The sequence below is a fragment of the Coprococcus sp. AF21-14LB genome (assembly GCF_003458885.1).
Classification (GTDB): Bacteria; Bacillota; Clostridia; order Lachnospirales; family Lachnospiraceae; genus UBA9414.
In genome coordinates this window covers 1-14,369 of record NZ_QRVX01000054.1, presented here as the reverse complement: position 1 = coordinate 14,369, position 14,369 = coordinate 1, and the positions used below count along the sequence as shown (strand labels likewise).

General features: G+C 42.8%; 10 protein-coding genes. 3 read left to right on the top strand and 7 right to left on the bottom strand.

Annotated features, from left to right (window positions below; genetic code table 11):
- Window positions 1-112: 112 nt before the first annotated feature.
- Window positions 113-1,954, bottom strand: a complete 1,842-nt coding sequence (gene uvrC, locus DWX73_RS11250; protein ID WP_118348850.1) for an excinuclease ABC subunit UvrC — start codon at window positions 1,952-1,954, stop codon at window positions 113-115.
- A 191-nt stretch (window positions 1,955-2,145) separates the two neighbouring features.
- Here uvrC and DWX73_RS11245 point away from each other — a divergent pair, with 191 nt between their 5' ends.
- Window positions 2,146-3,105 carry a glycerophosphodiester phosphodiesterase family protein gene (locus DWX73_RS11245; RefSeq protein ID WP_118348849.1) on the top strand — a complete coding sequence of 320 codons (960 nt, stop codon included), beginning with the start codon at window positions 2,146-2,148 and terminating at the stop codon, window positions 3,103-3,105.
- Window positions 3,106-3,163: 58 nt separating this feature from the next.
- Here DWX73_RS11245 and DWX73_RS11240 read toward each other — a convergent pair whose 3' ends face one another.
- From DWX73_RS11240 to ftsH, 5 genes are all read right to left on the bottom strand, one after another.
- Window positions 3,164-4,075, bottom strand: coding sequence for a sensor histidine kinase (locus DWX73_RS11240; protein ID WP_118348848.1), 912 nt, complete (start codon window positions 4,073-4,075; stop codon window positions 3,164-3,166).
- An 11-nt stretch (window positions 4,076-4,086) separates the two neighbouring features.
- On the bottom strand, window positions 4,087-4,938 hold the full coding sequence (locus tag DWX73_RS11235; RefSeq protein ID WP_118348847.1) for an ABC transporter permease: 852 nt from the start codon (window positions 4,936-4,938) through the stop codon (window positions 4,087-4,089).
- A complete protein-coding gene (locus DWX73_RS11230; protein WP_118348846.1) occupies window positions 4,931-5,848 on the bottom strand; it encodes an ABC transporter ATP-binding protein in 918 nt (305 codons plus the stop codon). The genes DWX73_RS11235 and DWX73_RS11230 overlap by 8 nt, the downstream gene beginning before the upstream one ends.
- An 86-nt stretch (window positions 5,849-5,934) precedes the next feature.
- Window positions 5,935-6,612, bottom strand: coding sequence for a response regulator transcription factor (locus tag DWX73_RS11225; RefSeq protein WP_118348845.1), 678 nt, complete (start codon window positions 6,610-6,612; stop codon window positions 5,935-5,937).
- Window positions 6,613-6,751: 139 nt separating this feature from the next.
- Complete coding sequence (ftsH, locus tag DWX73_RS11220; RefSeq protein WP_118348844.1) at window positions 6,752-8,728, bottom strand: ATP-dependent zinc metalloprotease FtsH; 1,977 nt, start codon at window positions 8,726-8,728, stop codon at window positions 6,752-6,754.
- Between the two features lie 188 nt (window positions 8,729-8,916).
- Between ftsH and DWX73_RS11215 the strand changes: the two genes are divergently transcribed.
- Window positions 8,917-10,395 (top strand): DUF1846 domain-containing protein, encoded by a 1,479-nt coding sequence (locus tag DWX73_RS11215; protein ID WP_118348843.1) that lies wholly within the window; start codon window positions 8,917-8,919, stop codon window positions 10,393-10,395.
- A 12-nt stretch (window positions 10,396-10,407) separates the two neighbouring features.
- Window positions 10,408-11,193, top strand: a complete 786-nt coding sequence (locus tag DWX73_RS11210; protein ID WP_118348842.1) for an AraC family transcriptional regulator — start codon at window positions 10,408-10,410, stop codon at window positions 11,191-11,193.
- 116 nt (window positions 11,194-11,309) lie between these two features.
- Here the strand turns inward: DWX73_RS11210 and DWX73_RS11205 are convergent.
- Window positions 11,310-14,369, bottom strand: a 3,060-nt coding sequence (locus DWX73_RS11205; protein ID WP_118348841.1) for a CAP domain-containing protein, incomplete at its 5' end; no start/stop codon positions are given.

Here is a 14,369-nt window from a genome sequence, read left to right as displayed (position 1 = left end):
ACCCGTCCGCGGCCTGGTACAATTGGAAAGAATCACATTCAGAGCAGTTCCTGTTAATTCAGAACTGCTCTTTTTATCTGCTCTGAATCTGATACTTCCCTTATGAATTATATCATTTGTGAAAAAAATTGTATACTTCATTTGCGGATTTTTCATTCATGGAAGGAAGCTCTTTCAGTTCTTCCACAGAAGCGCTGCGGATCGCATCCAGGTTCTGGAAATGTTTCATCAGATCTTTTCGCCTTGTCGGTCCGATTCCCGGAATATCATCCAAAACAGAATGAACCTGCTCTTTGCTTCTTAAGTTCTTATGAAATTCAATAGCAAACCGATGCGCCTCATCCTGGATTCTTGTAATCAGCTTAAATCCTTCACTCGTTCGTTCGATTGGAATTTCCTCATTTTTGTAATACAGGCCTCTTGTTCTATGGAAGTCATCCTTGACCATTCCACAGACCGGAATCTGAAGATGAAGCGACTCCAGCACGCGCTCTGCCACATTTACCTGCCCCCGGCCTCCGTCCATAAGGATCAGATCCGGAAATGCATGAAAACTGCCGAGTTCCTTTCCTTCCTCCTGCTCTTTAAGGCCGTGAGAAAATCTTCTCGTCAACACTTCTTCCATACTTGCGTAATCATTTGGACCCTGCACGCTCTTAATTTTGAATTTGCGATAATCATTCCGTTTCGGTTTTCCTCTCTCATACACAACCATAGAACCAACAGAAGCAAATCCACTCGTATTGGAAATATCATAAGCTTCCATTCTCACGATTCCCTTCAATCCGAGAAGCGCTTCAATCTCTTTTACAGCGCCAATGGTTCTTCCTTCCTCCCGTTTGATTCGCTCTTTATCTTTTGTCAGAACCATAAGTGCATTCTTCCATGCAAGCTCCACCAGTTTTTCTTTCTCCCCCTTCTTCGGCACGGTAATACGCACCCGATGACCTCTGCGGCTTCCGAGCCACTCTTCCAAAAGCTCTGTCTCTTCCACCTCTGCCTGCAGCATCAGTTCTCCCGGAATATACGGTGTACCCGCATAGAATTGCTTAATAAAACTCTGCAGAATCTCTCCTCTTGATTCTTCGCTTCCGACCTTCAGATAAAAATGATCCCGACCGATCAGCCGGCCTCCCCGGATAAAAAATACTTGCACGATCGCATCTTCACCATCTTTTGCCAGCGCCAGAATATCCCTGTCCTCCTGACTGCTGTTCGTAATCTTCTGCTTCTGTGCAATCTGCGTCACACTCTTTATCAGCTCCCGGTATTCAATGGCCCTCTCAAATTCCATTTTCTCTGAAGCATCCTGCATTTTCGCTTCAAGTTCTTTCAAAATCCCATCATAACTGCCATTTAGAAACTTAATTGCCTCATCAATCGAGCGGCGGTAAGCTTCCTGAGAAATGTATCCCTGGCACGGAGCCTCACACTGCTTGATATGATAATTCAGACAAGGGCGTTCCTTCCCGATATCTCTTGGCAGATTCCGGCTGCAGTTCCGCACTTTATACAGCTTCCGCAAAAGCTCAATTGTATCCTTTACCGCAGTATTACTCGTATACGGGCCAAAATATTTCGCCTTATCTTTCTTCATCTGACGCACAAGCATCATCCGCGGATATGGTTCATTCACTGTTACTTTAATAAATGGATACGTCTTATCATCCATCAACATGGTATTGTATTTCGGCCGATGCTCCTTAATCAGGTTGCATTCCAGTACAAGTGCCTCCAGTTCCGAATCCGTTACGATATATTCAAATCGCGTAATATGAGTCACCATCTGCTCAATCTTAACGCCTTTGTTCCGACTCGTCTGAAAATACTGGCGCACACGGTTTTTCAAACTGACAGCTTTCCCCACATAGATGATCTCATCCTTCTCATCATGCATCAAATACACTCCCGGTTTTGCCGGAAGTTTCTTCAATTCTTCTTCTATCTGAAACATTCTCATCATCCTTTTTCCATACTTCAATTATCACTGTTATCCTACCATGAACCTCACCATTTTCCAAGCAGTCCCATACGATAAAAAGAAAAAATTAAAAAAACTGGAAAATTATTTTGTTTTTCAAAAGATGTATGCTATAATATCGTAGGGAAATAATAAAGTATAAATAAATTACAGGGGAATGAATTATGAATATGAATGAAGCTCGTGAAATAAAGCTGCGGCAAATGCGTGCCAAAAGACGGCGTGTTGTACGGCTCCAGAAGATGATTCTCTCAGCTTCGCTGGCTGTCATGGTATGTTTTGCCGGCGGAATGCATCTTCTTCTTAACAAAAGTACCGGCAGTTTCATCGCCCGACAGGCTGCTGACAAGAATCCAAAGACGGCTTCGTCTTCCATACAGATTCTTGGAAATGCCCACACAGAACTGGAAAAAGCAGCTTCCGTTGCACTTGCCAACAGCGGCATGAAAACTATCGCACACCGGGGATTCAGTTCAGCTGCTCCGGAAAACAGCCTTGCTGCTTTTGAACTGGCAGCACAAAGTGGTACCTGGGGGATCGAGACAGATGTATGGCGCACAAGTGACGGCGAATATGTCTGCATGCATGACGGAAGCATGGATCGCATGACGAATATGGGCGGCAATATTTCCGGTCTGACACTTAGTCAGATTTCCGGTGCAGTCATTGACCACGGTTCCGGAATTGACACTTATCCGAATCAGAAGGTCCCGACATTGCGGGAATATTTGGAACTGTGCAGCCAATACGGAATCAATGCTGTGCTTGACATTAAATTTTCTGATATATCTTATTTGGACGGTATGATTGAGATTGTCCGGGAGTGCAGCATGGAAGGCGCCAGCATCGCACTGACTAATCTTGATTTTATGAAACGCATCCGGGAACTGAGCAGCACCATGCAGGTCCAGTATCTTGTGGACAATGCTACCGCAGAAGCCATTGACGCTGCTGCTGCCATTGAGCGAAGCGGAATCGCCGCTTCTTCTATCACACCTGAGCTAATCGATTACGCTCAGGAAAAAGGACTCATGATCAATGTCTGGACGTACAATTCACCGGAAGACAAGGCGCGTTGGAAAGAATTGAATGTAGACTATCTGACAACTGATACGGTGGCATAAAAATAATAAATAACAAAGCACTAAGAGATGTTCTGATCTATAATGAACATCTCTTTTTTTACTTCTTATCTTCACATGAAAACCAAATATGAATGCCAAACCATCCTTCCTTCATTTCCGCCTGGATTTCTCCGTTCATTTTTTCTACAAAGCCTTTCGCGATAGACAAACCAAGCCCTGTAGAATTTTTGCTTCTGGCCGCGTCTGCTTTATAAAATCTGTCAAATACTCTGCTGACGTCAATATTTTCCGGCGTCTCTGCCCGATTCCGGAAGAGAAGTTCCATGCGTTCCCCCTTCTTTTCAAGACAGATCTCGATTTCTTTCTCCCCATGATCCAATTCATTTTTAATAATATTCTGAATAACCCGACGAAGGGCCTGTTCATTTCCCTGAATCCATACCGGTTCTTCTGTAATGGCAAACACCGGCGTAATCCCCTGTTGTCTCCACTCATCATAATAGGAAAAAACGATCTCCTTCAAAATCTGATTCATGTTCTGACGCTCCATTGACAGCTCATACACTTCATTTTGCAATTTTGTATAAGTAAATAATTCTTCCAACATATCTTTCAGACTTTCAATACGCTCCTGAATAATTCTAAGATATCGCTGACGATCTTTCTCATTTTCAGCATTCTCCAGCAATTGAAAATATCCATTTAATGATGTCAGCGGCGTTCGGATATCATGCGAAAGGTTTGTGTAGGTATCTGCGATCATCTGTTCTTTCCGAATGTATGCCTTTCTCTGTTTCTTCTGCTCTTTTAAAAGTTCATTTAAAATCTCTGTCAATTCACGTATGTTTCCCCAATTTATTTCTTTTGTCACGAGCATATTGCTTTCATGCTCTTTCAGAAAATACAACTGGCGGCAGATATTTTTTACCTGCCGCTGATAGCTTACCAGAATACAAATTAAAATCAAAATAACACTACATAATATACCGATCACAAAATATTCCTTCATACTCTTTTTCCTTAAACATCCCGTCTTTGAAAGATCATACTGCAAATAGATACTGCTGCTGCACTAAAGAAGATTGCCACTGCTATCGATGCAGATGCTGTCTTTGCCGAAATATCCATTCCAAGCATTAACATTTTCCCACTGATTGTATAATTAACGATATGAAATTCTTTTACTCCGAGTTTTGCAATTAGTTGATCCAGGAAATTATAAAAAATCATAAGCACATTCATACAGAAGCAGACAGCGATTACCATACTAATCACATTATTTCTAAGGGCAATTGCAACTCCCATAACAATCAGCAGCAGCCCATAGTGAAGCAATAGCTGTATTCCTACATATGCCGCAAACTGCTTTACCGGTCCAAAAGTAAACTCATCAAAAAACAGGAGATTACTCAATGTCTGACACAGGAAAAATATCAGCAGCGACATTACCGTGTAGACAAATAGAGCGATCGCTTTTGCAATAACAAGACCGCCTCGTTGCGAAACCTGTCCGGCAATGTTCTTCACATATCCGCTTGTGAGATCTGCAGTTGTATAAAGTACCGTAAAAATTACCATAAAAAGTGCAATGAATTTTCCTTTGATATTTGCATAAAACAGATCAAATACAGAAACATTCTCTCCCGGTTTTGTCGGAACTGTTACATCCATTCCCAAATTAACATTGTCACTTTCTCCCTTTCCCATAGCATATTCGTACATTTCCTGTTTTTCTTCCATAGAAAATGTCTTCATCTCCTCAGCAGAAAGTCCAGTCGTAAATAAAATTCCCGCTGCCAGAATGAACCATATGATATACATACACTTTGTTTTAAACATTCGATACATTTCCATCCGAATCATATTAAGCATGACTTCCACCTCCTGTCAGATTTAAGAAATACTGTTCTAGCTCTTCACTCGTAATTCCAATCTCACGCACACAAATTCCGGCTTTTGCAAGCTCCATATTCACGGCAGCGCTTTCATTTAACCGCTCGTAAATGTGAATTGTATTCTGGTCGATTACCTGATATTTCGTAAATCCCATTCGATCCAATACCGGCAGCGCCTGCTCTGGTTTTTCCAAAATAATCTGTATCCGCTCACTGCACCTCTCCAGCAATTCTTCTCTCGTCAGTTCCTGAAGTAAATTGCCATTGTGGATAATACCATAATGCGTTGCAATCTTTGATAATTCTTCCAAAATATGACTGGAAATGATAATTGTCATATTCTGTTCATCTCTGAGCTTTAAAATCGTATCTCTCATTTCTGCAATTCCCTGCGGATCCAGACCATTGATCGGTTCATCCAAAAGGAGTAGATCCGGTTCTCCCACAAGCGCCAGTCCAATCCCAAGTCTCTGCTTCATTCCAAGAGAAAAATGTTTTACTTTTTTCCTGCCCACGTCTGAAAGTCCTACTGTCTGCAAAATATTGTCAATGTATGTCCTGTTCTTCATGCCAAATAACTGGCACTTAATAGCAAGATTGTCGTAAGCTGACATATTTCCGTATAATCCAGGCGCCTCAATGAGACAACTGATTCTGGAACGTACCTGCTTCAATTCTTCATTTCGATAACCAAATAATTCTATTTCTCCGCTTGTCGGCTTTGCCAAACCGCTGATCATCCGTAAAAATGTTGTCTTGCCGGCACCATTTCTTCCGATAAAACCGTAAATCGCTCCACGTTTCACATGAATATCCACATGATTGACTGCTTTGTGATGACCGAACTGCTTTGTCAGCCCTCTGGTACTTAATAAATACTCACTCATCTTTTTCTCTCCTTTTCTTTATCTGCTCTTATTCTAGCAACGACTTTCTAATCAATCGCAAATAAAAAGTAAAAAAAGAGTAAAATTTACGGATAGAGACGATATCCAATTCCCCATACCGTTTCAATATATTCCTTCTCTGTCACTTCCTTAATCTTCTTCCGAATGTGGCTGATATGTACATCTAACGTCTTTGTCTCTCCTATATAGGAATCTTCCCATGCATATTCAAAAATTTCTTCTTTGCTAAACACTTTCTTCGGGTGTTTTAACAGAAGTTCCAGAATAGCGAATTCCTGTTTTGTAATTTTTGACAGCTCTGCACCATCTACCATTACACAAAAATGCTCTTTATCGAGTTTCAGTCCATGATAAGAGAGTTCCTCTTCACACAACAGTTCTCCTCTTCTTCTGAGCTGCACCTCCACTCTTGCGACAATTTCTTTAATATCAAAAGGCTTTGTCACATAATCATCCGCACCATTTCTCAGAAATTCTACCTTATCATCAATCGTATCTTTCGCTGTCAGAATGATTACCGGCTCATTTCCCCTCCTGCGGATTTCCTTAAGTACTTCTTCTCCCGGAATGCCGGGAAGCATCAGATCCAACAGAATCACAGAATAGTAATTCTTCTCCAACAAAAGTTTTGCCTCAGTTCCTGAAAATGCCTGCGTACATCTATAGCCTTCCCGTTCAAGCGCTTCCTTCAATAAGTCATTAATATTCGCATCATCTTCCACAACTAAGATTTCATGTGACATCGTTTCTTTCCCCCTGTGTTCCTGTTCACGTTCTACTATCAATACAGATTAAGAATATTACGTTTTTTGTACAAATGCAATAAAAAGCAGCCGGAAATTCTGAAAACCAAAACATCCGACTGCTATTGATCCTATCTTCTTATTTCTCTACTTCGCTATCTGCCTCTGCAACAGCATCTTCTTCCGGCTGTGCTGTCACATTCTCTTTCATGACAATCCGTTCCTGTTTCTTTGATGCTGTCTGTTCCGGATCGATTCCCTGCACTTCCCGCAGGATCTCCATAAACTCTTTTCCTGTGATCGTTTCTTTCTCAATCAGAAATGCTGCAATCTTATCAAGGGCATCTCGGTTCTCCTGAAGGATTCTCTTTGCCTCTTCATAAGCGTCTTTCAGCATCTTCATGACTTCTTTATCGATTTCCGCTGCAGTCTCCGGTCCGCAGTTCTGTACCGGTCGTCCGTCCAAATAACGGCTCTGTACAGATTCCAGACCAATCAGACCGAATTTCTCAGACATACCATACTGAGTAATCATAGCTCTTGCAACCTTTGTCGCCTGCTCAATATCATTGGAAGCTCCTGTTGTTACTGTATTAAATACAATCTCCTCCGCAGCTCTTCCGGCAAGCATTCCTACAAGCATTGCTTCCAGTTCCTTCTTTGTATTAAGAAACTTCTCTTCTTCCGGTGTCTGCATCACATATCCGAGGGCTCCCATTGTACGCGGTACAATCGTAATTTTCTGAACCGGTTCTGCGTCTTTCTGGAGCGCGCTTACAAGCGCATGTCCTACTTCATGGTAAGAAACAATCTGTCGTTCCTCACTGCTCATAATCCGGTCTTTCTTTTCTTTTCCTACAAGAACCACTTCTACTGCCTCAAACAGATCTGACTGTGACACAACTCCTCTGCCATGCTTTACAGCAGTGATCGCAGCTTCATTGATCATATTTGCCAAATCGGATCCTACTGCTCCTGAAGTCGCCAGTGCGATCGCCTCAAGATCAACAGATTCATCCATCTTCACATCTTTGGCATGTACTTTCAAAATATCAATACGACCTTTCAGATCCGGTTTATCTACAATAATTCTCCGGTCAAACCGTCCCGGACGAAGCAGCGCCGGATCTAAGATTTCCGGACGGTTCGTTGCGCCAAGAAGCAATAACCCTTTGCTCGTATCAAACCCATCCATTTCCGCCAGAAGCTGATTTAACGTCTGCTCCCGCTCATCATTGCCGCCCATTGCGCTGTCACGGCTCTTTCCGATCGCATCGATCTCATCAATAAAAATAATACATGGCGCCATAGACTGTGCCTGTTTAAAAAGATCCCGCACACGGGATGCTCCCACGCCTACATACATTTCTACAAAAGCAGAACCGGATAATGAGAAAAACGGAACCTTCGCTTCTCCCGCAACCGCTTTTGCCAACAGCGTCTTACCTGTTCCGGGCGGTCCTACAAGGAGAGCTCCCTTCGGAAGTTTTGCTCCAATTCCGGTATATTTCCCCGGATTATGAAGAAAATCTACAACTTCCTGAAGCGACTCCTTCGCCTCATCTTCTCCGGCAACATCTTTAAATGTCACTCCGGTTTCCTTCTCGACATACATTTTTGCATTGCTTTTTCCAATGCCCATCATTCCTCCGCCCTTTGACATACGCTTCATAACAAAACTCAGCATGGCAAAGATCATAACAAACGGAAGGATTACACTCAGGAAAATATTCAGCAGGATTGCACTTGTAGAATCCGGTACTTTCTGTCCAAATTCAACCCCTGCATCATAGAGACGCTGTGACAGCGTTTCGTCCTTCACAACACCTGTATAATATGTTGTTTTTAACCCCAGAAGATTGTTCTTTTCTTCCTTTTCTTCTTTTAATGTAATCTCCAGGCGGTCCGTGTCAATCGTAACTTTCTCTACCTTTTTCTCTTCTACCAGCTTCAGAAACTTACTGTATGTAATCTCTGTGTACTGACTGTCCTGGCGCATCTGATATAACCCAAGAACAAGGAAAGCGGTAATCAATGTCGTCAGGATTATAATCATCATCCCCTGACGCCCATTCTTATGATTCTTATCGTCTTTGTTGTTATTTGAATTTTCCATTTACTTCCTCCTACATACTATCTCTTTTATTATAAATATCCTCCTATTATAAATCAATATGAAGAATGTGAAATTTTTGTGGTATTTTTTTTAAGATAATACTAGCAATCTCATTCTATCTTGTAGTATACTGTTTTTATTAATGTTTTAATCAACTATTATTTTATTTATAAAAGGAAAGTGTTTTTATGCGTATTGGATTTGATAATGAAAAATACCTGCAAATGCAATCCTCTCATATCAGAGAGCGGATTGATCAATTTGATAACAAGCTCTATCTCGAATTCGGCGGAAAACTCTTTGATGACTTCCACGCATCCCGTGTTCTTCCGGGTTTTGCCCCAGACAGCAAGCTGCGTATGCTGATGCAGCTTTCAGATCAGGCCGAAATCGTCATTGTAATCAGTGCCGGTGACATTGAGAAGAATAAAGTTCGCGGCGATCTTGGAATCACATATGATTTGGATGTGCTTCGCCTGATTGATGAATTCAAAGACAAAGGCTTGTATGTTGGAAGTGTTGTAATTACACAGTACAGTGGTCAGGCAAGTGCAGATCTCTTTAAATCCCGCCTTGAGAAGTTGGGTATCCGTGTTTATCTTCATTATATTATTGAAGGTTATCCGTCTAATATTCCGCTTATCGTCAGCGATAATGGCTATGGTAAGAATGATTATATTGAAACAACCCGTCCGCTTGTAATCATTACAGCTCCGGGACCTGGAAGCGGCAAAATGGCGACCTGTCTCTCTCAGCTTTACCACGAACATAAGAGAGGTATCCGTGCCGGTTATGCCAAGTTCGAGACATTCCCAATCTGGAATATTCCTTTGAAACATCCGGTAAATCTGGCTTATGAAGCGGCAACTGCTGATTTGAATGATGTCAATATGATTGACCCGTTCCACCTGGAAGCATATGGCGTGACAACTGTCAACTATAACCGTGATGTTGAGATTTTCCCTGTTCTGACAGCAATCTTTGAACAGATTTATGGCTCCAGTCCATACAAATCTCCTACAGATATGGGAGTAAATATGGTCGGCAACTGCATCATTGACGATGAAGCATGCCGCGAAGCCTCCTGTCAGGAGATCATTCGCCGTTACTACGATGCACTGAATGGTCTATTGCTTGGCACACGCCAGGAGCAGGAAGCATATAAGATTGAATTATTGATGAAACAGGCACATACAAGCACAACAGACCGCTCTGTTGTGAAAGTAGCTCTTCAGCGTGCAGAAGAAACCGGCGCACCTGCTGCCGCACTGGAACTTCCGGACGGCACGATGATCACTGGAAAGACAAGCAATCTTCTCGGCGCTTCTGCTGCTCTTTTATTAAATGCGCTCAAAGCTCTCGGACATATTGACCACAAATTACATCTCATTTCCCCAGAAGCTATCGAGCCAATCCAGCGCCTGAAAGTCAACTATCTCGGAAGCCGCAATCCGCGTCTTCATATGGACGAGGTAATGATTGCACTTTCCATCAGCGCTGCAACCAATCCTGTTGCCAGTCTTGCACTGGAACAGCTTCCAAAGCTGAAAGGATGCCAGGCACACACTTCTGTCATGCTCTCAGAAGTTGATATCAAACAGTTTAAAAAACTTGGCATTCAACTGACAAGCGAAGCCAAATACGAACAAAAGAAGCTTTATCACTAATGGAGGAAAACCATGAAAAATGATGGTCTGATGATTTATTTCTGCGGAGAAGAACAGTGCGAATCGGGCATTTCTACCGGTCCGTCAGTACATCCTCACTATATTCTTCATGTCGTTTTATCCGGAAAAGGTATTATCCAGAAGGGCGCAGATATTTATCATCTGGAGCAGGGAGATATTTTCCTCACTTGTCCGGAAGAACTTACTTATTACGAAGCCGACATATATGAGCCCTGGCATTATGCCTGGGTTGCATTTGGCGGTCAACAGGTTCGAAAACTTCTGCCAAATACTTATTTCATTGAGAATCCTCGCTTTTCCGTAACAGAAGAGCTTGCATCTTATTTTTTCCATATCCGGCAGATTTTAAGTGCATTCCGTTCCAGAGACTGTCAGCAGCTTTCTATGGTCGGCAATCTTCTCTCCCTTCTTTCTCCGGCAATTAAGCGCGCCAAAGAAGAGCCGCTTCCAACAAAAGAAGGGTATGTGGAACTTGCCAAAGAATATATGCGGAATAATTACAGCTATGATGTGCGCATCCATGAAGTTGCCGACTATCTTCAGATTGACCGGAGTTACCTTTACCGTCTGTTTATGGAACTGGAAGGTATTTCTCCAAGACAGTATCTTGTCCGCTACCGTCTCGAACTGGCAAAAGCTATGTTAGAGAGCGGCAAATACCGTGTCCGGGAAATCTGTTATTCCTGCGGTTTCAGTGATATCCCGTCCTTTGAGACTTATTTTCGGGAGCAGGAAGAAATTTCTCCGGAAGAATATATGTGGACACATAAGCACTAATTTTAAAAAATATTTCCTAATAATAAGAAGCACCGCAGCATCTCTCTTTGATGCTGCGGTGCTTCTATCTTATAGAACAATTCTGTTCCTATGTCTCTTCATCCGATGAATACATATTATATTTCATCTTCTTTTTTTCTAAACTTTGATTTTAAAACTGCTGCAACCATAGCCAGGCTAATGACTCCGGTCGTAACCAGACTGCCTGTCTGTGCCTGATCTCCCGTATGTGGTGTCTTGTTATCCTTATCTGGCTTTTTCTCCGGTTTCTTATTTGCCTCTTCTTTTTCAGCCTTTGCTAACAACTTATCGTAATTTGTCTGTGCAATCGCCAGTTCTGCTTCTGTCTGTACGCGAACTTTCTTAGCCGCCTCATAAGCTGTCTTTGTCTCAGCAGCAATTTTTGTTTTTTCCTCTAAAATCTTCTCTGCTTTTTCTGCCTTCTTTTCTGTCTCACGGATTGCTTTCACATAATCATTCAGATAAGCAAATTCTTCGTCAGTAATTTCTTCTTTCATCGCATTCTCAAGTGATAAGTGAGATGCTCTTTCTTTCTTGTCAAGCGCCTTCTCCAGCGCTTCTTTTCTGCTTACCAGCAGCTTCTCCAGATCTTTCCGTGATTTTACAGCTTCTTCATAAACTTTTTCCGCTGCCTTTTCTTCTTCTGCTGCCTGCTCATAAGCTGCCTGTGCTTTTCGAAGCGGTGTGATTGCTGCGATAACTTCCTCATAGGCTTTTTTCGCTGTCTCTTCTTCCGCCTTCGCCATGTTCATCTCATTGACTTTCACTTCCAGATCTGCCTTCGCTTTTGAAAGTGCTTCCTCCAGCTGCTGAATTGCTTTCGTATCTGAATCAATCTGTTCTGTATACTGTTCAATCTCTGTCTGTTTTTCCTGTACAAGCTCTTCTGCTTTCTGAACTGCTTCTTCTTTTGCTTCTACATCCTGGCGTTTCTGTGCAAGATCTTCAGCAATCTGAGCCTCCAACTCATTTTTGTGAGCTTCTGCCTGTGCTGTTGCTTCTTGTTTGTCTGCAACAACCTGATCTGCCTGAGCTAATTCCTGATTTGCCTGATCACAAACCGCCTGTTTCTCTGCAACAACCTGGTCAGCCTGAGCCTTCTTCTCCTGTGCTGCCTGCAGCAATGCATTTGCTTCTTTCAAATGTGCTTCTGCTTCCGCAAGTGTTCCTTCATAACTTCTCGCTGATTTTTTAGAAGATTTCTTCCCACCTGTTAATTCCGTATGTGCTTTTTGAGCATCTTCATACGCTTTTTGCTTTGCTTCTACATCTGCTTTCGCTGCTGCCAATGCTGATTCTGCATTATCATATGCGTTCTTCGCTGCCTGATATTCATTTTCTGCCGCATTAGCCTCATTCTGTGCTGCAGTCAATGCATTTTGCGCTGCCTGCTGTGCTGTCTGTGCCTGATCCAGAACCTTCTTCTTCTGACCGGCATCTGTCTGTGCGCTCTCAAGAGCCTTCACTGCATTCTGAACTGCTGTTTCTGCCACAGGAATCGCTGCTTTCTTCTCATTCACTGCTGCTTCTGCAGTTCTCACAGCTGCCTCCTTCTCCGGGAGTGCTGCTTTCGCTGCGGTCAGTTCTGCCTGCGCTGCTGCCAATTCTGCTTTCGCTGCTGCCGTCAGATCTGCTGCCTGATAGAGGCTGTTATAATATTCCATAAACCGCGCTGTATAATCTGCCACTGAATAAGATGCAGACGCAGAGAAACTGAACACCTGTCCATGACAAACGCCATACCCAGAACTATCTTTAGAAATGGCAAAGCCGGTAGTGACATAGTCTTCGTCAATAATGTTCAGGTAGTGCCCTACTTTGCTAAAATCTCTTTCCCCTTCATCATACAGCTTTTTCTCTTTTGTATACCATCCGGCAAACGGATCCGCATATCCCCATGCAAGATTTTCGCCTACATCAAACTGTCCTGAATGTGCCAAATTATTGTCTGACCAGTTTGTGTTGGACTGCGATACTGCCATTAAGTAATCTGTCACTTTCAGCGGCGCCAGGCCATGATTCGCACGCAGGTCATTACACTCCTTCATAAATGCCAATGCCTGTTTCATGTTTTCCAATGATGTGGCATCATTTGCAGCGCCTATATTGGTATAAGATGCATAGGTAGCATTCTTCAATGCACTGACTGCATCTGTGGAACCCATTTTTTCAAAAAATCCCATAGAACCTTTGGCTATCTGAGCGCTGGCATTCTGTTCAAATGCAACTGCATCCTCATATGCTTTCTGTTTTGCTGCCACATTCTGCTCTGCTTTTGTAATTCTGTCCTTTGCATTTTGAACTTCTGCCTGTGCATTCGCATATACCGCTTCCGCTGCTTTCAACTCATTCTTCACTGCGGCAAGCGCATTTTCTGCATTTGTCTTATCCGCAGCCGCCTTTGTCACTGCGGATTCTGCCGCATCATATGCTGCCTGCGCTGACTGAAGCGCTGATTCTGCCTGATTCTTTGCGGAAAGCTTTTCAGATACTACTTTATCTTTCTGATCCTTTACAGCCTTTTTCGCATTCAAAACTTTCTCGGCTGACTGAAGCGCTGACTGTTTCTCTGCCTGTACTTTCTTCGCTGCCTCCAGCGCGTCCTTTGCTTTTAATACATCCAGCTCTGCCTGAGCAATCTGTACTTTCTTCTCTGCTTCTGTAATACCGTTCTGTGCGTTTTCCTGAAGTGCCTTAGCTTCTTTGAGAGCTTTCTTTGCACTTGCAACAGCTTCTTTTTTAGCAGCTTGCTCCTTCTTTGCTGCTTCCAGAGCCTCTTTCGCCTTCTTTACCTTCTGCACAGCTTCTTTATATTCCGGTGAGCCTGCTTCTGCTTCTTTCTGCGCCTCTTCATATACTCGAACAGCTTCTGCAAGTTCCTTCTCTGCTGTCATCAGAGACTGCTCCGCTTCTGCTTTTGAAGTCTGTGCTAATACAAGATTCTCCTTCGCTGCTGTAAGAGAATCGTTCTTTACAGTAATCTCCTGACTTAACTGCTCTGTCTTTTCTTTTCCGGCAACTACTGCTTCTTCTTTTGTTTTCAGTTTCTTCTGTGCCGCTTCCAATGCTGCTTTCTTCTGAAATACATCCTGTTCTGTAACCGATGTATTGGCCTTAACCTCTTCAAGCTCCGCTTTCTTTTTCTCCTTATTGGC

Excerpts from the sequence above, each read along its gene's own strand:
- DWX73_RS11230 (WP_118348846.1), bottom strand. The coding sequence starts at position 5,848 with ATGAGTGAGTATTTATTAAGTACCAGAGGGCTGACAAAGCAGTTCGGT.
- DWX73_RS11225 (WP_118348845.1), bottom strand. The coding sequence starts at position 6,612 with ATGTCACATGAAATCTTAGTTGTGGAAGATGATGCGAATATTAATGAC.
- DWX73_RS11210 (WP_118348842.1), top strand. The coding sequence starts at position 10,408 with ATGAAAAATGATGGTCTGATGATTTATTTCTGCGGAGAAGAACAGTGC.
- DWX73_RS11235 (WP_118348847.1), bottom strand. The coding sequence starts at position 4,938 with ATGCTTAATATGATTCGGATGGAAATGTATCGAATGTTTAAAACAAAG.
- ftsH (WP_118348844.1), bottom strand. The coding sequence starts at position 8,728 with ATGGAAAATTCAAATAACAACAAAGACGATAAGAATCATAAGAATGGG.
- DWX73_RS11245 (WP_118348849.1), top strand. The coding sequence starts at position 2,146 with ATGAATATGAATGAAGCTCGTGAAATAAAGCTGCGGCAAATGCGTGCC.
- uvrC (WP_118348850.1), bottom strand. The coding sequence starts at position 1,954 with ATGTTTCAGATAGAAGAAGAATTGAAGAAACTTCCGGCAAAACCGGGA.
- DWX73_RS11240 (WP_118348848.1), bottom strand. The coding sequence starts at position 4,075 with ATGAAGGAATATTTTGTGATCGGTATATTATGTAGTGTTATTTTGATT.
- DWX73_RS11215 (WP_118348843.1), top strand. The coding sequence starts at position 8,917 with ATGCGTATTGGATTTGATAATGAAAAATACCTGCAAATGCAATCCTCT.